The 23,603-nt window shown below is 71.9% G+C and carries 27 protein-coding genes and 1 pseudogene; 19 read left to right on the top strand and 9 right to left on the bottom strand.

Annotated elements, in window-relative coordinates; translation table 11 throughout:
- Positions 1 to 10 precede the first annotated feature (10 nt).
- Positions 11 to 1,678 carry a carbohydrate binding domain-containing protein gene (locus tag ACIGXP_RS01100; protein ID WP_399762751.1) on the bottom strand — a complete coding sequence of 556 codons (1,668 nt, stop codon included), beginning with the start codon at positions 1,676 to 1,678 and terminating at the stop codon, positions 11 to 13.
- Between the two features lie 249 nt (positions 1,679 to 1,927).
- On the opposite strand from ACIGXP_RS01100, the gene msrA reads away from it, so the two are divergent.
- On the top strand, positions 1,928 to 2,449 hold the full coding sequence (gene msrA, locus ACIGXP_RS01095) for a peptide-methionine (S)-S-oxide reductase MsrA (RefSeq protein ID WP_363219412.1): 522 nt from the start codon (positions 1,928 to 1,930) through the stop codon (positions 2,447 to 2,449).
- Positions 2,450 to 2,588: 139 nt separating this feature from the next.
- Here msrA and ACIGXP_RS01090 read toward each other — a convergent pair whose 3' ends face one another.
- Positions 2,589 to 3,662 (bottom strand): NAD(+)/NADH kinase, encoded by a 1,074-nt coding sequence (locus ACIGXP_RS01090; protein ID WP_399762749.1) that lies wholly within the window; start codon positions 3,660 to 3,662, stop codon positions 2,589 to 2,591.
- Positions 3,663 to 3,822: 160 nt separating this feature from the next.
- Positions 3,823 to 4,584, bottom strand: a complete 762-nt coding sequence (locus tag ACIGXP_RS01085; protein ID WP_399762747.1) for an AraC family transcriptional regulator — start codon at positions 4,582 to 4,584, stop codon at positions 3,823 to 3,825.
- A gap of 54 nt (positions 4,585 to 4,638) precedes the next feature.
- Here ACIGXP_RS01085 and ACIGXP_RS01080 point away from each other — a divergent pair, with 54 nt between their 5' ends.
- Entirely contained in the window at positions 4,639 to 5,832 is a 1,194-nt protein-coding gene (locus tag ACIGXP_RS01080; protein ID WP_399762745.1) for an MFS transporter, read from the top strand.
- Between the two features lie 84 nt (positions 5,833 to 5,916).
- On the opposite strand, the gene ACIGXP_RS01075 is transcribed toward ACIGXP_RS01080, so the two are convergent.
- Positions 5,917 to 6,111, bottom strand: coding sequence for a DUF2795 domain-containing protein (locus tag ACIGXP_RS01075; RefSeq protein ID WP_363219064.1), 195 nt, complete (start codon positions 6,109 to 6,111; stop codon positions 5,917 to 5,919).
- 179 nt (positions 6,112 to 6,290) lie between these two features.
- On the opposite strand from ACIGXP_RS01075, the gene ACIGXP_RS01070 reads away from it, so the two are divergent.
- From ACIGXP_RS01070 to pqqB, 7 genes are all read left to right on the top strand, one after another.
- Positions 6,291 to 6,437 (top strand): hypothetical protein, encoded by a 147-nt coding sequence (locus ACIGXP_RS01070; RefSeq protein ID WP_363219065.1) that lies wholly within the window; start codon positions 6,291 to 6,293, stop codon positions 6,435 to 6,437.
- Positions 6,438 to 6,447: 10 nt separating this feature from the next.
- Positions 6,448 to 6,771: a DUF2795 domain-containing protein gene (locus ACIGXP_RS01065; RefSeq protein WP_363219067.1), complete on the top strand. Its 324-nt coding sequence runs from the start codon at positions 6,448 to 6,450 to the stop codon at positions 6,769 to 6,771.
- A 118-nt stretch (positions 6,772 to 6,889) separates the two neighbouring features.
- Positions 6,890 to 8,404: a purine-cytosine permease family protein gene (locus ACIGXP_RS01060; protein ID WP_399762743.1), complete on the top strand. Its 1,515-nt coding sequence runs from the start codon at positions 6,890 to 6,892 to the stop codon at positions 8,402 to 8,404.
- A complete protein-coding gene (locus ACIGXP_RS01055) occupies positions 8,401 to 8,952 on the top strand; it encodes a cysteine hydrolase family protein (protein ID WP_399762741.1) in 552 nt (183 codons plus the stop codon). Before ACIGXP_RS01060 ends, ACIGXP_RS01055 begins: the two co-directional genes overlap by 4 nt.
- A complete protein-coding gene (locus tag ACIGXP_RS01050) occupies positions 8,949 to 9,668 on the top strand; it encodes a GntR family transcriptional regulator (protein WP_399762739.1) in 720 nt (239 codons plus the stop codon). The genes ACIGXP_RS01055 and ACIGXP_RS01050 overlap by 4 nt, the downstream gene beginning before the upstream one ends.
- Before the next feature lie 168 nt (positions 9,669 to 9,836).
- Positions 9,837 to 10,235: an SseB family protein gene (locus tag ACIGXP_RS01045; protein WP_363219071.1), complete on the top strand. Its 399-nt coding sequence runs from the start codon at positions 9,837 to 9,839 to the stop codon at positions 10,233 to 10,235.
- Between the two features lie 123 nt (positions 10,236 to 10,358).
- Entirely contained in the window at positions 10,359 to 11,249 is an 891-nt protein-coding gene (gene pqqB, locus ACIGXP_RS01040) for a pyrroloquinoline quinone biosynthesis protein PqqB (RefSeq protein ID WP_399762737.1), read from the top strand.
- A gap of 13 nt (positions 11,250 to 11,262) precedes the next feature.
- Here the strand turns inward: pqqB and ACIGXP_RS01035 are convergent, their stop codons facing one another.
- From ACIGXP_RS01035 to ACIGXP_RS01020, 4 genes are all read right to left on the bottom strand, one after another.
- On the bottom strand, positions 11,263 to 11,670 hold the full coding sequence (locus ACIGXP_RS01035; protein ID WP_399762736.1) for a MarR family winged helix-turn-helix transcriptional regulator: 408 nt from the start codon (positions 11,668 to 11,670) through the stop codon (positions 11,263 to 11,265).
- A gap of 76 nt (positions 11,671 to 11,746) precedes the next feature.
- Entirely contained in the window at positions 11,747 to 12,097 is a 351-nt protein-coding gene (locus tag ACIGXP_RS01030) for a VOC family protein (protein WP_399762734.1), read from the bottom strand.
- 119 nt (positions 12,098 to 12,216) lie between these two features.
- On the bottom strand, positions 12,217 to 14,529 hold the full coding sequence (locus ACIGXP_RS01025) for an FtsX-like permease family protein (protein ID WP_399762733.1): 2,313 nt from the start codon (positions 14,527 to 14,529) through the stop codon (positions 12,217 to 12,219).
- Complete coding sequence (locus ACIGXP_RS01020) at positions 14,526 to 15,233, bottom strand: ABC transporter ATP-binding protein (protein WP_399762731.1); 708 nt, start codon at positions 15,231 to 15,233, stop codon at positions 14,526 to 14,528. Before ACIGXP_RS01020 ends, ACIGXP_RS01025 begins: the two co-directional genes overlap by 4 nt.
- Before the next feature lie 140 nt (positions 15,234 to 15,373).
- Between ACIGXP_RS01020 and ACIGXP_RS01015 the strand changes: the two genes are divergently transcribed.
- The gene (locus ACIGXP_RS01015) at positions 15,374 to 16,243 is read left to right on the top strand and encodes a sensor histidine kinase (protein WP_399762729.1); all 870 of its coding nucleotides are present in this window, start codon (positions 15,374 to 15,376) and stop codon (positions 16,241 to 16,243) included.
- A complete protein-coding gene (locus ACIGXP_RS01010; protein WP_399762727.1) occupies positions 16,240 to 16,923 on the top strand; it encodes a response regulator in 684 nt (227 codons plus the stop codon). Before ACIGXP_RS01015 ends, ACIGXP_RS01010 begins: the two co-directional genes overlap by 4 nt.
- A 27-nt stretch (positions 16,924 to 16,950) precedes the next feature.
- Here ACIGXP_RS01010 and ACIGXP_RS01005 read toward each other — a convergent pair.
- Positions 16,951 to 17,666: pseudogene (locus ACIGXP_RS01005) on the bottom strand (LacI family DNA-binding transcriptional regulator); the annotation flags it as partial.
- A 114-nt stretch (positions 17,667 to 17,780) separates the two neighbouring features.
- Here ACIGXP_RS01005 and ACIGXP_RS01000 point away from each other — a divergent pair.
- The 8 genes from ACIGXP_RS01000 to ACIGXP_RS00965 all read left to right on the top strand — a co-directional run bounded on the left by ACIGXP_RS01000 (position 17,781) and on the right by ACIGXP_RS00965 (position 23,577).
- On the top strand, positions 17,781 to 18,068 hold the full coding sequence (locus ACIGXP_RS01000) for an ArsR family transcriptional regulator (RefSeq protein WP_399762725.1): 288 nt from the start codon (positions 17,781 to 17,783) through the stop codon (positions 18,066 to 18,068).
- A 66-nt stretch (positions 18,069 to 18,134) separates the two neighbouring features.
- Positions 18,135 to 19,103 (top strand): SMP-30/gluconolactonase/LRE family protein, encoded by a 969-nt coding sequence (locus tag ACIGXP_RS00995; protein ID WP_399762723.1) that lies wholly within the window; start codon positions 18,135 to 18,137, stop codon positions 19,101 to 19,103.
- Between the two features lie 67 nt (positions 19,104 to 19,170).
- On the top strand, positions 19,171 to 19,632 hold the full coding sequence (crcB, locus tag ACIGXP_RS00990; protein ID WP_399762721.1) for a fluoride efflux transporter CrcB: 462 nt from the start codon (positions 19,171 to 19,173) through the stop codon (positions 19,630 to 19,632).
- Complete coding sequence (locus ACIGXP_RS00985; protein WP_399762719.1) at positions 19,629 to 20,009, top strand: DUF190 domain-containing protein; 381 nt, start codon at positions 19,629 to 19,631, stop codon at positions 20,007 to 20,009. Before crcB (ACIGXP_RS00990) ends, ACIGXP_RS00985 begins: the two co-directional genes overlap by 4 nt.
- Positions 20,006 to 20,380: a fluoride efflux transporter CrcB gene (gene crcB / locus ACIGXP_RS00980; RefSeq protein WP_399762717.1), complete on the top strand. Its 375-nt coding sequence runs from the start codon at positions 20,006 to 20,008 to the stop codon at positions 20,378 to 20,380. The genes ACIGXP_RS00985 and crcB (ACIGXP_RS00980) overlap by 4 nt, the downstream gene beginning before the upstream one ends.
- Before the next feature lie 75 nt (positions 20,381 to 20,455).
- Positions 20,456 to 21,292, top strand: coding sequence for an undecaprenyl-diphosphate phosphatase (locus tag ACIGXP_RS00975; protein WP_363219084.1), 837 nt, complete (start codon positions 20,456 to 20,458; stop codon positions 21,290 to 21,292).
- A 171-nt stretch (positions 21,293 to 21,463) separates the two neighbouring features.
- Positions 21,464 to 22,141, top strand: a complete 678-nt coding sequence (locus tag ACIGXP_RS00970) for a FadR/GntR family transcriptional regulator (protein ID WP_363219087.1) — start codon at positions 21,464 to 21,466, stop codon at positions 22,139 to 22,141.
- The gene (locus tag ACIGXP_RS00965) at positions 22,138 to 23,577 is read left to right on the top strand and encodes an amino acid permease (RefSeq protein WP_399762715.1); all 1,440 of its coding nucleotides are present in this window, start codon (positions 22,138 to 22,140) and stop codon (positions 23,575 to 23,577) included. Before ACIGXP_RS00970 ends, ACIGXP_RS00965 begins: the two co-directional genes overlap by 4 nt.
- The last annotated feature ends 26 nt before the right edge of the window (positions 23,578 to 23,603 follow it).

The following is a 23,603-nucleotide window of genomic DNA, read 5'->3' as shown; positions in this document are numbered from 1 at the left end:
CGGCCGACGTCTAGCCGAGAGTGAAGTCGTCGGCGTGGACGGCGGATTGGCCGTACCACCCGTGGACGTACACGGTGACGGTCCCGCTGCTGCCGGTGGTGAAGCCGACCGTCAGTTGGTTCCAACTCGCGCTGTTCGACCAGGAGCCGGCGGCGCCGCTGACTCCGATGTATGCGTAGGGCCCCTGGACCCAGCCGGTGAGTGTGTAACTGTGGTGGGGGGACAGGCTGACCGTCTGGTCGCACTCCCCTGTACCGCTGGAGCTCGGACCGACCCGCAAGGAGTGGCCGCCGCTGTGGACCGGGCCGGTGACCACCGTGCTGCCGCCCGTGCAGGTCCACGGGCTCGGACTGCCGGTTTCGAAGCCCGCGTTGGTCAGTGAACCTCCGCCGCCCCCGCGGGTGGTCACGGTGAGCGTGTAGGCCGCGCTGTGGCTGCCACTCGCGGCGCTGCCGGTGACGGTGATCGGATAGGTGCCCGCGGCCACGGACGAGCCGACCGTGGCCGTCAGGGTCGCGTTGCCGCCGGACATGACAGAGCCCGGACTGAAGGAGACGCTGACGCCGGGGGGCGCGCCGGAGGCGGAGAGGCCGACGGATTCGGCGCCGCCGGAGGTGACGGCCGTGGAGACGGCCGCCGTCGCGGAGCCGCCCTGGGCGACCGAAGCGGAGTCCGGAGCCAGGGACAGGGAGAAGTCACTGGTCGTGCCGCCGCCCCCGCTGCCCCCATGGGGCACGAACGCGTCGGTGAACGCGAGGCTGTCCTGGCTGATCTCGCTGCACGTGGGCAGCGAGTCGGCGCTTCCGCTGCACGGCTGGTCCCGGTTGACCGACCAGAATGCCAGCCGCCCGACGCCGTTCTGCGCGGCGAAGCTCTCCACCGTCCGGGCGTCCGCCAACGTGAATGTGGAACCGTCGTCGTTCTTGCCGATCATGGGCGTGATCCCGAGGTCGGCATAGGCGTAGCCGGGGTCCACGGACTGCATCTGCGCCAGCGTGGCCTGGGCGGCGGAGACGGCGGCCTGACCCATCTCGGTGCCGGTGCCGGCGTAGTAGTCCATGGCCATGATGTTGACCACGTCGATCTTGATGCCCGCGTTCTTGGCGGTCTTGAGGATGTTGACGCCGTCGTTGGTGAGTCCGCTCGGCAGCACGGGCAGCGTCATGGAGAACTGCAGGCCCGGGTTGGTCGCCTTGAGGTCCTTCATCGCCTGCATCTGGCGGGCCGCGGCCGCCGTGTCGGCGACGGCGGCGCCTTCGACGTCGAAGTCGAGCCGGGTCACGCCGTAGTCGTCGATGAGGGCCTGGTATCCGGCGTCGATGCTGCTCTGGGTGGAGCACGTCCAGGCGAGCGGCTCGCCGCTCGCCCCGCCGGAGGAAATGATGACCGACGCACCCTCGGACTCCGCCCTGGCGATCTCGGGGTCGGTGTAGGAGTCGTTGCCGACGGGGAGGGTGTCGCCCCAGATCTGGTTGCAGCCTTCGCCGAGGACGAAGGCCGCGGTGTAGGCCTTGAGGTGGTGTCCGGTGACGGCGCTGTCGAGCAGGCCCTCCTGACTGTTCGACATGTCGACATAGGGGGCCACGGAGTAGACGCTGCTCGCCGCTGCGCCGGCGGCGGGGGCCAGGGCTACGGCCGTGCCGGTGGTGATGAGGGCGAGCGTGCATGCGGAAGCCACGTGTGTCGTGACTCTTGCCAGGTGCATGACATTCCCCTTTGGGGATGCCCCTCGGACGTGGAGCGGTGGGGCGGGGTGGGGGGTGGCGGGGTGGTGCCGTGCGGGACCGGCCGCGTTGGTGCATACCAAACCGCCCGGACGGTGCCTCGTCAAGAGGACTAGACCAAGTACGTCCGTGGCCGGTATTAGGGTGATCGGGTAAGCCGGAATGCCGACAGCGGTGCCGGGTTCGAGTGTCAGGAGTCACCGATGACCGTGGAAATCCAGCGGGCCGTACTCGCAGGTGGTTGTTTCTGGGGCATGCAGGATCTGATCCGCAAGCAGCCGGGTGTGGTCTCCACACGTGTCGGCTACAGCGGTGGTGACACCCCCAACGCCACGTACCGCCATCACGGTGACCACGCCGAGGCCATCGAGATCCTCTTCGACCCCACCGTCACGAGCTACCGCGACATCCTGGAGTTCTTCTTCCAGATCCACGACCCGACCACCAGGGACCGCCAGGGCAACGACATCGGACGCAGCTACCGGTCCGCCATCTTCTACGGCGACGAAGAGCAGCACCGCGTCGCCGTGGACACGATCGCGGACGTCGAGGCGAGCGGGCTGTGGCCGGGACCGGTGGTCACCGAGGTGGAGCCCCTGGGCGACTTCTGGGAGGCGGAACCCGAGCACCAGGACTACCTGGAGCGCTATCCCGACGGCTACACGTGCCACTTCCCGCGACCGAACTGGAAGCTGCCGCGCCGGGAGTCGTCCCCGACGAACTGAGCGGAGCGGGCGAGGTGGTTCCGGTCGCCCGGCTGCTGGAGTCCAGGCCCGGCGCGGACGAGTGCCGGCGGCACGGCCGTGCCCGCCGCGCCGTGCGGTCAAGCCCGCGGCAGCCGTGAGGCCCGCACACGCATCCTCCTCACGACGGCCGAGCCCCCTTCTCGGGAGCCGGTGGCAGCGCGAGGTGGGCGAGGTCGCCCGGCGGCGGTGTGGTGACCGGCCACAGGGGAGCGGCCTCCCCGTCGGCGAGCGCGGCCGGCGCGTCGGTGAGGTTCATGCGCTCGCGCAGCCGGCCGTAGAAGTCCGTCGGGCCCAGCCGGACCGCCTTCAGCCGGCGTGGCGCGGCGTACACGCCGATCCAGTCCCCGGGGCTCAGTACACCGCGCAGCTGGCCGTCGATGCTGACGGCGGCCTGGCCGGACCGTTCGAGAATCCGCAGCGCGATCGGTTCGTCGGGGGCGGCTACGACCGAGCGGTTGAACACCATGTGCGGGGCGACCGGCGTGAACACCAGAGCCTCCGCGCGCGGCGAGACCACCGGACCGCCGGCGGCGAAACTGTACGCGGTCGAGCCCGTGGGCGTGGCCACCAGCAGTGCGTCGGCGGAGTAGCAGGCCAGGAGCCGGCCGGCGAGATAGACACCGACCGACACCTGCCGGTCCCTGGCGAGCTTCTCCACGACGACGTCGTTCAGCGCCGTGACGTTCAGCGCGACGCCCCAGTCGTCACCCGTCTCGCACTCCATCCGCACCCGGGGCGGCGGCAGCATCGGCCCGCGGCCGTACCGCAGCAGCGCCTCCATCTGCGCGGGCACCTCCAGCCGGCACGACGCCCGCAGGGTGAGGAGCATCCGGCTCTCGACGGTGATGCGTCCGGCCCGGACCGCGTCCAGCGCCGCGCGCACCGCCGGGGCCGGGACCTCGGTGAGGAAGCCGACCCGGCCGAGGTCGACGCCCAGGACCAGGGCGTCGTTTTCGGCCGCCAGCCGGGCGCCGCGCAGGAACGTGCCGTCGCCGCCGAGGGTGACGATGAGGTCCGGATCGCCCGCCGCGTCGACCTCCTCACGGGCGCTGTGCCGCGCCCCCTCCTGCCACACGTCGATGTCGGCGCACGCCACGGCGTGCTCCGCGCACCACTCGCGCACCGCCTGTGCGGCAGCCACGGCCTCGGCGCGGCCGCCGTGCACCACCAGGCCGACATGGTTCACTCTCATATCCGCCTCCCGGCCGGCTGTTCCCCTGCGCCATCCTCGCCCGCGAACCGCTTCGGCGCGGCCCCCGCCACGCGGGCGGCCTCCTGGGCACGTGCGCCCGCGCGCCCGAGTACGGCCGTCTCCGCCTGACATCCCCGTCATACCTCTGACGTCGACGCCGTCAGTCGGCCGGTCCGCCGGTGTCCTTCGGGCGGTAGCCCGGTGTGTGGCCGAAGGTGCGGCGGAAGACGTCGATGAACGCGCTGGCCGAGGACCAGCCGCACCGGTGCGCCACCGTGGTCACCGGCGTCTGCTCGGCCAGCAGGACCAGCGCGTGGTGCAGCCGCAACTGCGTGCGCCACTGCGGGAACGTCATGCCGAGGTCGCCGCGGAACAGCCGCGACAGCGTACGGTCGCTCGCCCCGACCTCCCGGCCCAGCTCGGCCAGGGTGCGGCCGTCGGCCGGATCAGCGCGCAGGATCTCGCACAGCGCGCGCAGCGGGGGCGAGGAGGGCGTGGGCAGGTGCAGGGGCTGCTGCGGCGAGGCCCTCAGCTGGTCGAGCAACACCGCGCGCAACCGGGCCCGTTCGGCACTGCCGTCGTCCGGTGCACGGGTGTACGCGATGATCAGCTCGCGCAGCAGGGGGCCCACCGCGAGCACGGTCGGCGTGTGCAGGGCCAGCGGGTTCTCGGCCGCCGGCAGCCCCACCAGGTGCAGCTGCAGCTCGCCGTGCGCCTCATGGGCGTGGACCGTGCCGGCCGGCACCCAGATGGCCCGGGTGGCCGGGGCGACCCAGGAACCCGCGCCGGTGGTGACGGCCACAACGCCCCGGCCCGCGTAGACGATCTGGTGGTCGTCGTGCCGGTGGGCCTCGATCGCCGCGCGGGACGCCAGCCGCCGGGTGCGCGTCGGAGCCGTCGGCTGATGGCGGACTTCCGTCATCACCTGGCAGGTTATCGGAAGTACGACAGCCCGGCCGGGCCGGAGCATGACGGGGTGCGAAGGAACATATCGATCGCCCTGCTGTCCGCCGGGCACGCGTGCGTCGACGTCTACCAGGGCGCCGTCGCCTCCCTGATCCCGTTTCTCGTCGCCCGGCGCGGCTATGGCTATGCCGCGGCCTCGGGTGTCGTACTGGCCGCCTCCCTGCTGTCGTCCGTGGCGCAGCCGCTCTTCGGCGCCCTCACCGACCGCCGGCCCGTTCCCTGGCTGCTTCCCGTCAGTACGCTCCTGGCCGGTGCGGGCATCGCGCTGAGCGGGCTCGCCGACGCCTATGCCCTCACCCTGGGGTGCGCGGCACTGTCCGGGATCGGCGTGGCCGCCTACCATCCCGAGTCCGCCCGGGTCGCGCGGCAGGCGGCCGCGGGTGCACACCGCGCCATGGGCTGGTTCTCGCTCGGTGGCAATGCGGGCTTCGCCCTGGCTCCGCTGCTGGTCGCCGCCGTCGTGGGCACCGGCGGGCTGCGCTGGACGCCGTTGCTGGTGCTGCCGGCGCTCGCCGGGACCGCGCTGTGCATGGCCGTCCTGCGCGCACCGGAGCGACGCCGGTCCGTCCGGGCCGGTACGGCGCCGGTGGCCGGGACCGACGACATGGCAGCGTTCGTGAAGCTGTCGCTGGCCGTGGTGTGCCGCTCGGTCGTGTTCACCGGGCTGAGCTCCTTCCTCTCCCTGTACGCCGCGCAGCGTCTGGGAGGAAGGGCCGCCGGCACCACCGCGCTGTTCGTGCTCTATCTCGGCGGCGCGCTGGGCTCCGTGCTGGGCGGCGCGCTGGCGGAGCGGTGGGACCGGGTCACGGTGTGCCGCTGGTCATATCTGGTCTCGGTGGTGGCGGTCGCGGGCGTGGTGTGCGTCCCCGGTCCCGCTCTGTACGCGTGCGTCGCGCTCACGTCCGCCGGCCTTTACGTGCCGTTCTCCCTCCAGGTCACTCTCGGCCAGGACTACCTGCCCACACGGGTGGGCACAGCCGGCGGGATCACCCTCGGTCTGGCCGTCGGCGTCGGCGGTCTCGTGAGCCCGCTCATCGGCCGGCTCGCCGACGCCGCCTCCCTGCGCACCGCTCTCGCCCCGCTCGCCCTGATGCCGGCGCTCAGCTGGCTGCTGCTGCGCACCCTGCCCGAGCCCGCAACCTCGCGCACGGCCGGCGGGAACAAGGGCGAACCGCAGCCCCACCCGTCAGCCCCGCGCCGGTGACCAGCGGTGGGCGGTGAGCGACGAGCGCAGACGGAACGTGCGGCGGCCGGAGCGGGATGCCCGGCCGCCGCGCGCCGTGGTTCGTCACTCGTTCTGGAAGACCGCCTTGCTCACCTCGGCGGGGTTCTGGAATTCCTTCTTGCCGAGGTGTGCGATGCGCTCGGTGACTTCCTTGGACGCGTGATTCTTCTCGGCGACCTTCCGGAGCTGTTCCGAGTTGGCCGGGTACTCCGCGCCGGACAGTGCCTTCTGCAGATCAGGGGGGTTGATACCCGCCATGGTTCCTCCAGGCGGTGAGATCGTGCTCGGTCGGTACGCCGGCGCCGCATGCTGCGCCGGGACTGCCCAGGTACCCACGGCCCGGCGGCGGATTCACGAATTCCTCCCGGTCATGGGTCCCCGGGCGGACGGGTACTCGGTGACTTCGGAACAGGCAAGGACACGTGAGGGAGGCCCCCATGAGCGAGTCCACGCCCTCCCAGGCGGAGGGCGACCGGGAGCCCGGAGACGCGCAGGCGGAGCAGCCGCCGCGCACGACGCCGTCCCAGACGGAAGGATCGGACACCGCAGACGAGAACGGCAACAGCGACCAGGACGACGAGTGAAGGAGGCGTCATGAGCACGGCACACACCAGCGTCCCCGAGGTGCTGGCGGCGCTGAAGGACGTGTCTTACCCGACCGACAAGGAGCACCTGGTCTCGGCCGCGCGGGAGGCAGGCGCGTCCGAAGAGGTCGTCAAGGCCCTGCGCGGCATCCCCGCCGAGCAGTACACGGGCCGTGAGGACGTGGCGAGGTCGGTGCGGGTGGACCCGGATTCGGACCTCGGCCACACCGCGGCACAGCGTGCGGAACAGGCACGAGAGGGAGGCAAGCCCGGCCTCTCCCAGCATCTGCGGGAGGAACCGAAGACACCGATCCAGGAGGAGTTCGACCGCTGAGCCGGCGCCGGCGCCCGGGCGCCGCCCAGGCGTTCCTGCGGCTCGTGGCCCCCTGACCCCCCGTGCGCTAGCGTGCCTGATCAGACACGTCTGGACAGGTAGGACAGGTGGCTCGGCGATGACGCACCCGCAGGACCCGCTCGCAAGCACCGACGGCAGATCCCCCGCCCGGCCGATCCAGGTGGAGACCCACGGGCTCGACGTGATCGGCGACGCGGACCGCAAGGGCACCCCGCGCACGCTGTTCTGGCCCTGGTTCGGGGCCAACGTCTCAGTTCTCGGACTGAGCTACGGCGCCTTCGCGTTCGGTTTCGGCATCTCCTTCTGGCAGGCGCTGATCGCCGGTGTGCTCGGCATCGTCGTCTCGTTCCTGCTGTGCGGTTTCATCGCGGTCGCCGGGAAGCGCGGCTCGGCGCCCACCATGGTGCTCAGCCGGGCGGCCTACGGAGTCCGCGGCAACCGCCTGCCGTCCGTGATCTCCTGGGTGCTCACCGTCGGCTGGGAGACCGTCCTCACCGCGCTCGCCACGCTGGCCACCGCGACCGTCTTCAGCCGCCTCGGCTGGGGCGGCGGCACCGAGACCAAGGTGGTCGCCCTCATGGTGGTGGCCGCGCTGACCGTCGTCGGCGGGGTCATGGGCTTCGACCTGATCATGCGGCTGCAGACATTCATCACCGTGATCACGGGCGTCCTCACACTCGTCTACATCGCCCTCGTCGCCGACCACGTCCACTGGAGCACGGTCAGTGCGCTCCCGGCCGGTTCCGCGCAGGAGTTCGTCGGCGCGCTGGTGTTCATGATGACCGGCTTCGGCCTCGGCTGGGTCAACGCCGCCGCCGACTACTCCCGCTATCTGCCCAGGAGTTCCTCCAGCCGGGGAGTGATCGGCTGGACCACCTTCGGCGCCTGCGTGGCCCCGCTGCTCCTGCTGGTCTTCGGCCTGCTGCTGGCCGGTTCCTCCCAGAGCCTGAGCAAGGCCGTCGCGGCCGACCCGATCGGTGCGCTGACGACGATCCTGCCCACCTGGTTCCTGGTGCCCTTCGCAGTGGTCGCCGTGCTCGGACTGGTCGGCGGAGCCGTCCTCGACATCTACTCCTCGGGCCTCGCCCTGCTCTCCGCCGGCCTGCGCGTGCCCCGCTACCTGGCCGCGTTGTTCGACGGCCTCCTGATGATCGCCGGCTCGGTCTACATCGTCTTCTTCGCGGGCGACTTCCTCGGCCAGTTCATGGGCTTCCTCACCACCCTCGGCGTGCCCATCGCCGCCTGGTGCGGCATCATGCTCGCCGACCTCGCCCTGCGCCGCCGCGACTACGACGACGGCGACCTCTACCGCCCGCACGGCCGCTACGGCGACATCCCGCTGCCGCCCCTGCTGCTCACCCTCGCCGCCACGGCCGTCGGCTGGGGCCTGGTCACCAACACCGCCGCGAGCTGGCTCACCTGGCAGGGCTACCTCCTCTCCCCGCTCGGCCTCGGCGGCAAGACCGGTGCCTGGGCGTACGCCAACCTCGGTGTCCTGGTCGCACTGGCCCTCGCCTTCACCGGCACCCTGCTGCTCGGCCGGGGCCGGGTGCGCGCCCAGGAGGCGCAGGCACCGAGCCCGGTCACCGACGAGGGGGTGCTGAACGCATGACCGCCGGGCACCTCGCCGTCATCGACATGCAGCACGTCTTCGCCGCCCCGGCGAGCCCCTGGGCCACTCCCCGGTACGCCGACGCGGTGGCGGGCGTCCGCAGCCTGCTGCCGTCCTTCGACGACCGCGTCACCTTCACCCGCTTCCTGGCCCCCGGCACACCCACGGGGGCCTGGCGCGCCTACTACGACCGATGGCCCTTCGCCCTCCAGCCCCCGGACTCCGAGCTGTGGCAGTTGTCCGAGGAGTTCGCGGAGCACGCCGCCCATGTCGTGGACGCCACCACCTTCGGCAAGTGGACCCCGCAGCTCGCCGCCCGCGTCGGTCCGGACGACCGCCTGGTGCTGGCCGGTGTCAGCACCGAATGCTGTGTGCTGTCCACCGCCCTGGCCGCCGCCGACGCCGGCGTCGAGGTTCTGGTGGTCGCGGACGCCTGCGCCGGAGTGGACGACGACTCGCACCTGAAGGCCCTGCAGATCATGGGGCTGTACCAGCCGCTCGTCCGGATCACCACCGTCGACGACCTGCTCGCGGAGAGCCGACCGTGACCGGCGTCCCGCTCAAGCACCAGCGGATCAGCCGGATCCTCGCTCGCGAGATCCGCGGCGGCAGCCGCCCGGCCGGCCGGCGGCTCCCCGGCGAACACGCCCTCGCGCAGCGGTTCGGCGTCAGCCGTACGACCATCCGCGCGGCCCTTGCCGAACTGTCCGAGGAGGGCCTGATCACCACCCGCACCGGCAAGGGCTCCTACGCCCTCTTCGACGGCCGCCCGCTGGACGACCGGCTCGGCTGGGCCCGCGCCGTGGCCGTGCCGGGCGTGGACACCACGGTGCGGACCCTCGCCGTACGCGAGACACGCGACGCCGCACTCGCCGCAGAGCTCGGCCTGGAGAAGGACGTGTTCGTATGCGTGGAGCGCACCCGTGAGCCGGCCTCGGACGGCACCGTGGTGTCGTACGAGCGCAGCTTCCTGCCACCGGTGCCCGTGATCCGCGAGCTGCCCGCCCGCGGCCTCGCCCAGGAGCCGCTCACCGAACTGCTCCTGCGGGCCGGGCTGCGCGCGGACCACGGGGAGCAGCGGATCAGCGGGCAGCCGGTCGACGCCCGGGAGGCGCAGTTGCTGCGGCGCACGCCGGGGGACTGGTTCCTGCAGACGCGGCGGACCGGCCGGGCAGCCGACGGCGCCTTCGTCGAACACGTCGTCACGCTCCTCGACCCCGGCCACTTCCGACTGACCCTGGCTTTCGGCCCACCCGCCGCCTGACGGCTGTCCTGAGTCTCACCGTCTCCGGACGCACGTTTCCAGGCCCCCACCGGACCTCCGCCGATCCTCACGCATGCGCCGCCGCCCACCGGGTACGCGAGGCGGGAGCACGCCCGGGTGCAACCGCCCCGGGTGGCCCGTACGACCGCCGCTACCTGGGGATCTGCCATGGAGACACCCGCACACGACGACCTGCCGACGCCGGCCCAGCAGGCGCTGGACGCGCTGGCCGTGAACGCCGAGGACCAGTCCGCGCTGGACGTCCTCGCCCACAGTGACGTGCTCGTCCCCGTGCCGGACGACGCGATCGACGGGGAGGGCGCCGATGCCACGAGCGTGGCGCTGCCCGTCCTCGAACAGCCCGGAGGCGACCCGGTCGTCCCCGTCTTCACCACGGAGGGCGAGATGACCGGACTGCTGCCGTTCGTCTCGCGCTACCGCCTCATACCGCTGGGCGCCCTGGCCTCCCAATGGCCCGACGAGGACCTCTCCCTGGCCATCGACGGCAACTCCACCCACGCCCTGACCCTCACGTCACAGGGGGTACGCACCTTGTTGGCGCGGTGACCAGCGCCCCGAAGCGGGCCTTGCACGACGGCCGGAACTGGACCCTGCACCCGGGGATCACCCGCCGCCCGCAGGGAAGACCCTCAGCGGAAGACGGAAGCGGCGCGCGAAGGAGCCGATGTCGTGAGGGTCGTCCTGCTGGGCACCGCTGCCGGCGGCGGCTTCCCGCCCTGGAACTGCGCCTGCGCGCTGTGCACGGCCACCCGGGACGGCCGGCTGCCCTCCCGTACTCGGGAATGCGCGGCCGTCACCGGCAACGGCCGCGACTGGTGGCTGCTGAACGCCTCGCCGGACCTGCGCGCCCAGCTCACCGCCACGCCGGCGCTCCGGCCCGGCCGCGGTCCCCGGGACACCCCGCTGCGCGGTGTGCTGCTCACCGACGCCGAGCCCGACCACGTCACCGGCCTGGCCGAGCTGCGCGGAGCGGCGGGCCTGAAGGTGTACGCCGCCCCGCCGGTGCGGGACGTCCTGGCTCCCGCCCGAGCCGCCCTGGACCGCTATGCCCCCTGGGAGTGGCCGGACAGCCTGGCAGAGGGCGGATTCGTGCTGGCCGGCGGGCTGGTGGTCACGGCCCACCCGGTGGGCGTGAAGATCCCGGCGTATGTACCGGCGCAGGCGCCGCAACCGGCCGGCCCGTGGATGACGGCGTATCGCGTCGAGGACCTGGCCAGTGGGGGAGTGCTGGTCTACGCGCCGTGTGTCGCTGCCTGGAGCCCGGCGCTGGAGGACCTGTGCGCCCAGGCCGACTGCGTCCTGCTGGACGGCACCTTCTTCGCGGCCGACGCGATGGGCACGGCGGTGCGGTCCGGCTCCGGGCAGGCCGCCATGGGACAGCTCCCGGTCACCGGTCCCGACGGCTCTGTGGCGGCTCCGGCACGCCGTCCCGGCGCACGCCGGATCCACACGCGCCTCGACCACACGAACCCGCTTCTCGATCCGGCGTCACCGGCACGCGCGCGTGCCGCCGAGGAGGGCGTCGAGGTCCTGCTCGACGGGGCCGAGCTGCTGCTCTGACCCTGCCGCTCGCTCAGCTGCTCCCACCCTGCTGCTCGCTCAGCATGCGCTCCAGCACGGCGCGCTGCAGTGGCAGCACCTCGGCGTGCAGCGCGCGGCCCTTGCGGGTGAGCGCCACCCACACCCCGCGCCGGTCCTCCGCGCACACCGAGCGCTTCACGAGCCCGTCCTTCTCCAGCCGGCCGATCAGCCGGGACAGCGCGCTCTGGCTGAGATGGACCCGTCCGACCAGGTTCTGCACCCGGCACTGGTCGCCTTCCGCGGGCGACTCGGAGGCCAGGATGTCCAGCACCTCGAAGTCGCTGGCGCCCAGCCCGTGCGGGTGCAGGGCCCGGTCGATCTCGCACATCGTGCGTGCGTGCACGGCGAGGATGTCCCGCCATCGTTCCTCGAGCCGGGCGTCGGCCGTCTTGACTGCCATACCCGCACCGTAGCACCGATCCGGCCAGTCATTGAGTATGCAAATAGTGCGGGCGCAAGAATGTCGGCGCCGCCGCTCAGACGACCGGGTCCTGGAGGAGGCCGACCAGGTTGCCGTCCGGGTCCTTCACCGAGACGACGAGCCTGCCGTTGCCGACGTCCCGCACGTCCTGGACCACTTCGGCGCCCGCCTGCACCAACGCCGCGAGCCGCTCCCGGAGGTCGGTGACGTGCCAGAACGGCACCGGCCCGGTCAGTCCCTGGGCATGTCCGTTCGGGTCGAGGCCGACGTCCTGTCCCTCGGCCTTGAAACCGACGTAGTACGGCTCGTCCACGTACGGCTCGACACCCAGCAGAACCGTGAACAGGGCCTTGGCACGGTCGCGGTCCTTGACGGGGTAGATGATCGTCTGCAGGCCGGCGGTCATGGGACTCTCCTTCTGAGGTGCGTGGCCCGGCGGCGTCTTTCCGCCGGTGCACTTCACGCTAGGGCCGGGGAGCCCGCCGCGGCTTCTTCGATCCTGACCGCTTGCGGGCTCCCCGGGCGTCACTCGTTGTGCAGCACCTCCGCGACGGTGAGCCGGGCCGCGCGCCGGGCGGGGACCAGCGCGCCCATGACCGCGATCAGGACGCCCGCGAGGGCCGGCAGCGCCAGGATCGGCGCATGCCAGACATCCGTCATGTACGACGGCAGAGTGATGTCGATCCCCGCCGCCATGCGCGGGATCACCGCCTCGTAGGCCGCGATGCCCAGTGGGACGCCCAGCACCGACCCCAGCGTGCCGAGCACCGCCATCGACGTCACCGTCATCACCGTGACCTGGCCGGGTGTCATGCCGATCGACTTCAGCATGCCGAGGTCGCGGCGCCGGTCATGGGTGTTGAGCACGGCCGTGTTGAAGACACCGAGGGAGGCGACCAGGGACAGCATCAGGGTGAGGGCGGTCGCGGAACCGACGATGGCGCCGGTGACGCTGTTGGGCTCGGTCAGCTGTACGGACAGCCCCTCGTCGGCGGCCGCGACGGCACGGGCGTACGCCTTTATGTCCGTGTCCTCGCGCAGCTTCACGTGGTAGGCGATGGGCTTCTCGCCGGGGATCAGGGCGGTCATCGTCGGCCAGGTGCCGATGATCAGCCGGTCGTCGTTGTCCATCGTCTCGCCGACGACCGTCACCACCTCCTCACGGGCTCCCTTCCGCAGCCGCAGACGGTCGCCGACGCCCACCTCGTTCCTGCGCAGGAAGGCCGAGGAGGCCAGCACCTCTCCCGTACGGTGCGTCCAGCGCCCCCGCGTCAGTACGCTGTCCAGGTGCGGATCGGGTCCGCGCCGGCCCTCGAACATCACCACCTGCGTGGTGCCGACGAGGAGCGCCTCGTCGTCCGCCCGCGCGGTGACCCCGCTCGCACCGGGCAATCCGCCCAGCATCGACTGGAGTTGCCGGTCGCTGTGCGTGGGGTGCACCTCCTTGCCGTGCCGTTGGCCGCCCACGTAGACGGTGACGTCGTAGGCGCGGTGACCGGCGTTCCCGTAGCCGGTCAACGTCGCGGCCAGGCCGGTCGCGAACGTCACCGTCGTCACGCCCAGCACCACGGCGGCCAGGGTGAGCGCGCTGCGCGCGGGCCGGGCGAACGGCAGCCCGACACCGAGGCTCACCGATCGCGGCAACCGCAGGCCGGCCAGCCGCCGTTGGATGCCGAGTGCCCGACCGGCGCGTGGCGCGCTGCCCGCGCTGATCGCCCGCACGGCCGGCAGCCGCTGCGCCCGCACCGAAGGGCCCAGCGCGGCCAGCACACAGACGAGCGGCACACCGAGCAGCGCGAGCAGATTCACCCAGGGCGCGATGCCCAACTTGTCATGCAGCATCCCCGACATGGGCCCGGTGAACACGAACTGCAGGAACGGCTTGGCGAGCAGATTGCCGGCCAGTGTGCCCAGCGCACAGCCCAGCACCGCCGGCAGGGAGATCATCGAGAGGTAGACGCCCAGGACCTGTCCCGGAGTGAACCCGAGGGCCTTGAGGATGCCGATGTGCCGGAACCCGGAGACCACCGCTCCGGCCACCACGTTGGCGACGATCAGGACGGCGACCAGGATGCCGAGCACGCCGAACGCCATCAGGTACGGCGCGTACCCGCGCGCGTTGCTGCCGATCCGGTGCTTGAGCGCCAGGTACGTCTGCGAACCGGTGAGTGCGCCCTCGGGCAGACCCGCGGTCACCTCGCCCAGCCCGGCGCGCAGCCCGCTCTGCGACGACGCGTCCCGGAACCGGTACAGCATCTGGGAGGCGTTCGGGTGCAGGGCGGCGATCTGGTCCGGGGCGACCCACACGTCCGCCGTATGACTCAGATCGAAGGCGAACCCGACGACGGTGAGCGTCGGACCCGACCGCAGGTGCCACTTCTTGCCGAGGTCGTCGGCGCTCCAGTCGGACGGCCGGTTCAGGACCATCTCGCCCGGCCGGGTGGGCCACCGGCCCGCCCACAGGTCCACCCGGTCCACCGGGCCGCCGGGGCCGGGGCGGCCGACCACGGTCGCCTCGCCGCCGATGCCGAAGTCACCGGGGCCGCGCGGGATCTCCAACGTCGCCTGCGGGAACGGGCCCGCCACCGCCTCCACGCCCGGCTGCCGTGCCGCGCGCGTCAGTTGGGCGTCCGACACCGCTTCCCGGTCGTACACGGCGGTGACATGCGGCCCGCGCTGGCCGGCGAAGACGTGGTCGAACGGCGCCGACGCCGCGTCCACCAGCCCCAGCGCCACCACGATCGACCCTGTCGACACCAGTGCGACCAGCCAGATCACCACCGTCTGCAGTCTGCGCCTGCGCGCCGCCGCACGCGCCGCCTTCCACACCGCTCTCATACCGACGGCTCCAGGGTGTGCTCGTCGGTCACCCGGCCGTCGGACAGCTCCACCAGACGGCTCGCGCAGCGCTGCGCCAGCTGCCGGTCGTGTGTGACGATGACCAGCGTCTGGCCGATCTGGTTCAGGTCCAGCAACAGATCCATCACCTGCTCCCCGGCCCGGCTGTCCAGCGCGCCGGTCGGCTCGTCGGCCAGCAGCAGCGCGGGCCGGTTCATCAACGCCCGTGCCACCGCCACTCGCTGGCGCTCACCCCCGCTGAGCACCGACGGGTAGGCGTTGCGGCGGTCCGCGATGCCCAGCTCCTCGAACAGCTCCAGCGCCCGCCGCCGGGCCTGCCGGGCCGGTGTGCCGGTCAACTGGGCGGCCAGCGCCACGTTGTCCAGGGCCGACAGGTCGTCGATGAGGTTGAAGAACTGGAAGATCATGCCGATCCGGCGCCGCCGGAACAGCGCGAGCCCCTTCTCGCTCAGCTCCCCGACGTTCTCGCCGTGTACGACGACACTGCCGGCCGTCGGCCGGTCCAGGCCGGCGATCATGTTGAGCAGCGTGGACTTGCCGCACCCCGAGGGGCCCATCACCGCGACCGCCTCCCCGGCCCGGACGTCCAGCGACACCCCGTCGAGCGCGACCGTCTCGCCGTACTCCTTGCGCACACCGTCGAGCCGTACGACGGTGTCTCCCGTTCTCACCTCGGTGACCATGGACAGGACGCTAGACGTGGGACGACGGGGTCGGCATCCCTCCCCGGACGGCATTGCGCCGCAGGGCTCATCCTGGGGATGCAGAACGATGAACCCCCAGGTCGATGCGGCTGTCAGTGCCGTCTGCGACCATGAACGGCATGGGGGACTACGAGGTGCTGACGGCGGCGCTCGCGGTGGCGTGCGCGGCCGTTGCCGGGATGGGCGTGGCGCTGGTGCGCACCCGGCGCCGCTGGCAGACGGCGGTCGGGGAGCGGGGCTGGCTGCTGGAGCGCGAGCGGGAGAGCGCGGCCGAGGCCGCGATCACGGCCGAACGCGACCGGATCGCCCGGGAGTTGCACGACATCGTCAGCCACAATGTGAGCCTCATGGTCGTGCAGGCGAGCGCCGCACGCGAGGTGCTGGGGACGATGCCGGACGAGGCGGCGACGGCTCTCAGGGCCGTCGAGGACGCGGGGCGGGGCGCGATGACCGACCTCAGACATCTGCTGGGACTGCTGGCGCCCGCACAGGACGGCACGGACACCGACCCGGGAACGGGCGCGCAAGAGGGCGCGGGTGCGGACGCGGACGCGGTGAGCACGCCGCTCGCCCCGCAGCCCGGCCTCGACCGGCTCGGCCCGCTCGTGGACCGCATATCGTTCGCCGGGCTCCCGGTCGAGGTCCGTGTCTCCGGCGAGCCGCGCCCGCTGCCCCAGGGCATCGACGTGACCGCCTACCGGATCATCCAGGAGGCCCTGACCAACGCGCTCCGGCACGGCGACGGCGGCAAGGCGGAGGTGACCGTGCGCTATGCCGACCACGCCCTGCGGGTCGAGGTGCTCAACACCGGCCCCAGCGTGCTGACCGGCACCGCCCAGGTCATCCCGAGACCGGCGGCCGGCGGCACCGGGCGCGGCCTGCTCGGTCTGCGCGAGCGGGTCGCGGTGTACGGCGGTGACCTCGACGCCCGCCGCAGACTCGGCGGCGGCTATCGCGTCCGCGCACGCATCCCCCTGGACCGGCCATGACGGGGGTCGCGCCCGAGCGGGCGCCCCGGGTCCTGATCGCCGACGACCAGACGCTGATCCGGACCGGCTTCCGGCTGATCCTCACCGCCCGGGGCATCGAGGTGGTCGGCGAGGCCGCCGACGGCGCCGAGGCGGTGTCCGCGGCGGGCGAACTGCGCCCGGACGTCGTCCTCATGGACATCCGCATGCCGGCCATGGACGGCCTGGAGGCCACCCGCCGCATCCTGCAGCGGACCCCGGACTGCAGAGTGCTCATGCTGACCACGTTCGACCTGGACCGGTATGTGTACGAGGCTCTCGCCCTCGGCGCCAGCGGCTTCCTGCTCAAGGACGTCACACCGGAGCACCTGGCGGCGGCCGTACGGCTCGTCAGCACCGGCGACGCCCTGCTCGCCCCGCAGATCACCCGGCGCCTGGTGGAGCGGTACGCGGCCGAGGCCGAGCGGACGGCCAAGCCCGTGCCCGCCGACCTGGCCGCGCTCACACCCCGCGAGCGGGAGGTGCTGACCCTGATGGGCCGCGGCCTGTCCAACACGGAACTGGCCGCCGAGCTGACCTTGAGCGAGGCCACGGTCAAGTCCCACGTGGCCCGTATCTTCGCCAAGCTGGGCCTGCGCGACCGCGCTCAGGCGGTGGTCCTCGCCTATGAGACAGGGCTGGTCCGCCCCGCTGCGCGGTAGCGCCCCAAGGGGCGCTACCGCGCAGGCCGACTCGCGCCGCACCAGCTCCGTGGGCAGAAATCACCGTGGCCGTGTCCTCGCCGGCGATCTGCGCGAGCAGCACCCGCACCATCTCGTTGCTGATCCGGTCCCACGGCTGACGGATGGTGGTGCGCCGGTGCCGCGGCCGTAGCCGCCGGGGAGTCGTCGAAGCCGCCGACGGCGATGTCGGGCACCCGCTTCCCGGCCCGGTGCAGCGCCGCCGGCACGCCCTGCGCCATCAGGTCGGAGACGACGAACACCGCATCCACACGCGGAGCCTGCGCCGGCAGCCGCTGCGCGCCCGCCTCACCGCCGGCCCGGCGACAGCAGATGCCGGACCATGTCCCGGGCGCCGTCCCGGTCGTCGGCGGCCGCATGACTCACCTTGGAGCCGCGGTCGATCGGCTTGCCTCAGGCGACGAGCGGCACGCCCTCCCCCGCGGTTCCTCGGCGACGGGATCGCCGGAGTGACTGGACACCAGCAGCACCCCGTCGACATGCCCGGCGGTGATGTGCCGCGTCATCCGGCGCCGTTCGCCCTCCGTGCCCGCGATCATCAGCAGCGGGATGTCGTGCGCGGCCGGCGCCCGGGTGCAACCGCGCAGCAGGACATGGAAGTTGGTGGTCCTCGGCACACGTGAGACGGTGCCGCGCGAGACGCCTGCCTCGCGCGCCACGTCGTGGATCGTCGGCGGTTTGCGCCGGCCCCCCGAATTGCTCATGCGGTACGGCCGTTCGGTACCGGACAACGACCGACGACTCCCGGACGTGACGGAGTCGCCGGGGCGACAGTGGGAACACTGCGTATGAGGAGGCCGGGGACGGAGGCGGACGCAATGATGGGAACTCCCTCGGGCCGGATGCGGCAGACGATCCTGGAATGGCTCAAGGACCCGGCGGACAACTTCCCGGCGCACTGCCGCCGCGACCCCGTCGCGAGGGGCGTCACCGCGCGGGCCGTGGCCGTCAAGCTGGGCGTACCCCGCCGGACCGCCGTGGCCCACCTGGACTTCCTCACCCGCCTCGGTGTGCTGCGCGCCCGCCGCATCCGCTGCCGCACCTATTACCGGCGCGACGAGATCCGTATCGCCGAGGTGGCCCGGATGTTCGAGAAGGGGTGGTGAGCGGAGGCCGGGCAGGACAGAGTGGCCGGGCAGGCGGGGGCGACCGACGGCGAAAGGGCACCGCGCATGGACCGACCGACGGCACTCGTCCCGCTCCACTACGTCTCGCTGGGCGCCCGGGGCCCCGAGGACGTGGTCGCCGACGCGCACGGACGCGTGCTGACCGGGGCGGAGGACGGGCGGATCCTGCGCGTCCACCATCTCGGCGACCCGCGCACAGCCCGTGTGGAGGTGCTGGCCGAGACCGGCGGCCGTCCGCTCGGGCTCGAACCGCTCCCGGACGGCGGTCTGTTGGTGTGCGACGCGGAACGCGGCCTGCTGCGCGTCGATCCCGTGGAAGGCGCCGCCGGCGCCGTGCGCGTGCTCGCGGACTCGGTGGCGGGGGAGCGGCTCCGTTTCTGCAGCAACGTCGTCGCCCTGCCGGACGGCACCGTGTACTTCACCGTCTCCAGCCGCCGATACCCGCTGGACCGGTGGATCGGTGACATCGTCGAACACACCGGCACCGGACGCCTGCTGCGCCTTGCGCCCGAGGGCGGCGAGCCGGACGTCCTGCTGGAGGGGCTGCAGTTCGCCAACGGCCTGGCAGCCGGAGGCGACGGCGCCTTCCTGGTGATCGCCGAGACCGGTGCCTGCCGGCTGACCCGCTACCACCTCACCGGCCCGCGCGCCGGCCGCACCGACCTCTTCGCCGCGCTTCCCGGTATGCCGGACAACCTCTGGCGCGAGGGCCCCGGGGGCCCGCTGTGGGTCGCGCTCGCCAGTCCGCGGGTCCCGCCGCTGGACGTCCTGCACCGCACCCCGCCCGCCGTGCGCGGCGCCGCCGCCCGGACCGCCGTCCACGCGCCCTACCGCCCGAGCGGCACGATCGGGGTCATGGCCCTCGACGACGCCGGACGGACCGTGCACCACCTCACCCGCCGCCGCTCCGGCTTCCGCATGGTCACCAGCGTCTGTGCGACCGGGGACCACCTGGTCCTCGGCAGCCTCCGGGAGCCCGGCGTCGCGGTCTGCGCGCGGCCCGCAGCCCGCTGACGCGGCGGTAGGCTGGTGTCCGGCCGTGATCACCCGTCGGGGCAGGCCGAACAGGAGACGCAAGCGCATGACAGCCCCGGAAGCCGAGAGCCTCCGTGTCCGCCCCACGGCACGGCGGCGGTCCCTGTGGCATCACCAGATACCCGTCGTCGCGGTGGTCGCGGTCGGCGGCGCCCTTGGCGCATGCGCCCGTCACGGGGTCACCCTCGCCTGGCCCACACCGCCGGGCGGCTTCCCCTGGGCGACCTTCTGGACCAATGTCGTCGGCTGTGCGGTGATCGGTGTCTTCATGGTGCTGATCACCGATGTGTGGGCAGCCCACCGCCTCGTACGCCCCTTCTTCGGCACCGGTGTCCTCGGCGGCTTCACCACGTTCTCCACCTACGCCGTCGACACCCGCAAACTGGTCGACGCCGGCCGCCCGGGACTCGGGCTCGCCTATCTCGCCGCGACACTGTGCGCGGCCCTCGCCGCGGTGTGGCTCGCCTCGGTCGCAGCCCGCCGGGTGCTGATCAGGAGGCAGCGATGACATCACTCACCGGCCGCGCCCTCAGGCTGACCGTCTACATCGGCGAGGACGACACCTGGCACCACAAGCCCCTCTACTCCGAGATCGTGCACCGCGCCCACGCGGCCGGACTCGCCGGGGCGAGCGTCTTCCGGGGCATCGAGGGCTTCGGCGCCTCCTCCCGCATCCACACCTCCCGCCTGCTGTCGCTGAGCGAGGACCTGCCGGTGGCGGTCGTCGTGGTGGACGGCGAGGAGCGCGTCCGGGCGTTCCTGCCGCAGCTCGACGAACTCGTCGACGAGGGTCTGGTGACCCTGGAGGAGTGCGAGGTCGTCCGGTACGTGGGGCGCTCCGCCGGCCCGGAGGACACGGATCCGAAGGGTAAGAAGTCGTTGTGAACTGGCTGCTGGTCATCGCGGGGGCCATGGTCGGCGCACCGCTGCGCTATCTCACCGACCGCGCCGTGCAGGCCCGCCACGACTCGGTCTTCCCCTGGGGCACCTTCGTGGTGAACGTCACCGGCTCGCTGGTCCTCGGGCTGCTCACCGGCGCCGTGGCCGCCGGGGCCGCCGGCCCCCACCTGCAGCTTCTCATCGGCACGGGGCTGTGCGGCGCGCTGACGACCTACTCGACCTTCTCCTACGAGACCCTGCGCCTTACCGAGGCCGGCTCCGGCCTCTACGCTGCCGTGAACGCCGTCGCAAGCGTGACGGCGGGGCTCGCCGCGGCCTTCGCCGGGGTCTCGCTCGCCGGCGCCCTGTGGGCCTAGGCGCTTGCGGCACCGCCGGACACAGCAAGTACTGTCTACAGCATTGTCGACCAACTCTCCTCAGAACTGGATCCCATGAGCGCCATCTCCGTCGGTCAGGCCGTCGTCCTCGGAGTAGTCGAGGGGGTGACCGAGTTCCTCCCGGTGTCCTCGACCGGTCACCTCAAGATTGCTGAGGGGCTCATGGACATCCCCGTCGACGACAAGTCCGTCGTCGGTTTCTCCGCCGTCATCCAGGTCGGCGCCATCGCCGCCGTGCTCGTGTACTTCTTCAAGGACATCAAGCGGATCGTCTCCGCCTGGTTCCGCGGTCTGACCAACCGCGAGGAGCGCTACCACCACGACTACAAGTTCGCCTGGTGGGTCATCGCCGCGACCATTCCGATCGTCGTGGTGGGCCTTGCCGCAAAGCCGCTGATCGACGGCCCGCTCGCCTCCTTGTGGGTGGTGGCCGGGTCGCTGATCGTCGGCTCCGCGGTGATGTGGTGCGCGGACCAGATGGGCCGGCACAAGCGCGGTGAGGACGACACCTCCTTCAAGGACGCGATGTGGGTCGGCTGCTCGCAGATCCTCGCCCTGCTCTTCCCCGGCTTCTCCCGCTCCGGCGCCACCATGTCGACCGCGCTCATCCTGGACCTGGACCGCGTCGCCGCCACCCGTCTGTCGTTCTTCCTCGGCATCCCGGCCCTGACCGGTGCCGGCATCTACGAGCTCAAGGATGCCCTCGGCGCGGGCGTGGGCGCCGCCCCGCTGGCCGTCGGCACCATCGTGTCCTTCGTCGTCGCCTACGCCTCCATCGCCTGGCTGCTGAAGTTCGTCGCCAAGCACTCCTTCAACGCCTTTGTGATCTACCGCATCGTGATCGGCGTGGGCCTGCTCGGCCTGCTCGCCACGGGCACGCTCAATGCCTGACAAACCCTGCTGATCACCCACGGGGTGCGGATGCCTTCATTCAGGCGCCGCACCCCGTGAATGTTTCCTTACGCCGCCTCTTGACAGCTCCGGCGCGCAACCCGCAGGATCGCTCCCGTGAACCTGTCAGACAGCCAGACAGGTGGTCGGGGACCTCGGCGCGTGAGCGCCATGGAAGCGGTCCTCGCCCACCTCCGCGGTGCCATCGAGCGCGGCGAGTACGCCATGGGCGACAAGCTCCCCTCCGAGGCCGAGCTGTGCCGCACGCTCGAGGTGTCCCGGCCCGTGCTCCGCGAGGCGCTGCGCGCCCTGCAGACGATGGGCCTGACGGTCTCCCGGACCGGCAAGGGCACCTTCGTCGTCGCGAACGCCGTCGAGGACCCCACGTTCGGCGACTACGCGGCCAGCGACCTGCTGGAGGTGCGCCGGCACATCGAGATCCCGGTCGCCGGGTACGCGGCCGTGCGCCGCACCCCGGAGAACCTGGACCATCTGGCCCACCTGCTCGACCGCATGGAGCGGGAGACGGACACCACCGCGTGGGTCGCGATGGACACGCTCTTCCACCTCGCCGTGGCCGAGGCCGCCCAGAACCCGGTCTTCCGCCGGGTCATCGAGGAGATCCGCGACGCACTGGCGCGTCAGTCGGCCTTCCTCAACGAGCTCGGCGGCCGTCGCGAACAGTCCAACCGCGAGCACCGGGCGATCGTCGAGGCGCTGATCGACGGTTCCGAGCACGACGCGGTGGAGGCCATGAGCCACCACCTCGACCGTGTCGAGACGACCCTCACCGACATCGTGCGCCCCGGGCGCACGGACCTCCCCACGGAAGGCGGACCCGAGGCGTGAGCGAGCAGCACCTCAAAGACGAGACGCGCCCCTCGTCCGGCCATGTCGACGCCGGAGACGCCGGCTACAGCAAAGGCCTCAAGCACCGGCACGTCAACATGATCGCCATCGGCGGCGCCATAGGCACCGGCCTCTTCCTCGGCGCGGGCGGCCGGCTCGCCGACGCCGGGCCCTCCCTCTTCATCGCGTACGCCGTCTGCGGCGTCTTCGCCTTCCTGGTCGTCCGGGCCCTCGGCGAACTCGTCCTGTACCGCCCGTCGTCCGGCGCCTTCGTGTCGTACGCCCGGGAGTTCCTGGGCGAGAAGGGTGCCTACACCGCGGGCTGGATGTACTTCCTCAACTGGGCGACCACCGGCATCGCCGACATCACGGCGGTCGCCACGTACACGCACTACTGGGGCATGTTCTCGGACATCCCTCAATGGTTGATCGCATTGATCGCCCTGGCCGTCGTGTTGACCGTCAATCTGATCTCGGTCAAGATCTTCGGCGAACTGGAGTTCTGGTTCGCGATCGTCAAGGTGTCGGCGCTGGTCGTCTTCATGTGCATCGGCATCTTCCTGCTGGTCACCCAGCACCCTGTCGACGGCCACCACCCCGGCCCGTCCCTGATCACCGACAACGGCGGCGTCTTCCCCAACGGCCTGCTGCCCATGCTGCTGATCATCCAGGGCGTCGTCTTCGCCTACGCCTCCGTCGAGCTGGTCGGCGTCGCCGCCGGTGAGACCGAGAACCCCGAGAAGATCATGCCGAAGGCGATCAACTCGATCATGTGGCGTGTGGGCCTGTTCTACGTCGGCTCCGTCGTCCTGCTCTCGATGCTGCTGCCCTGGAACAAGTACAGCGCCGGTGAGAGCCCCTTCGTGACCGTTCTGTCGAACATCGGCGTCCCGGCGGCCGGCGGCGTGATGAACCTGGTCGTGCTCACCGCAGCCATGTCATCGCTGAACTCCGGCCTGTACTCCACCGGTCGCATCCTGCGCTCCATGGCCATGAGCGGCTCTGCCCCCAAGTTCACCGCGAGGATGAGCCGCAGCCAGGTCCCCTACGGCGGAATCCTGCTCACCAGCGGTATCTGCGTCCTCGGCGTGGGCCTCAACTACGTCGTCCCCGCCGACGCGTTCGAGATCGTCCTCAACTTCGCGGCGATCGGCATCCTCGCCACCTGGGGCATGATCATGGTCTGCCACCTGCTCTTCTGGCGGAAGACCCAGGACGGCGAACTGACCCGGCCGTCGTACCGGCTGCCGGGCTCCCCCTGGACCGAACTCGTGACGCTGGCGTTCCTCGCCTCCGTCCTGGTCCTCATGTACGCCGACGGCGGCGCCGGACGCACCACCGTGCTCTGTCTGCCGCTGATCGTCGCAGCGCTGGTCGCGGGCTGGTACGCCATCCGCGGCCGCACAGCGCGCACCTCCACCGGCGCCGACGCGTGATCCGCGACCCGGCTCGCCCCGACCCA

It is taken from the genome of Streptomyces sp. NPDC053069, assembly GCF_044546895.1.
Lineage (GTDB): Bacteria > Actinomycetota > Actinomycetes > Streptomycetales > Streptomycetaceae > Streptomyces.
The sequence above is the reverse complement of the archived record's forward strand: the minus strand, read 5'-3'. Positions and strand labels throughout refer to the sequence as shown.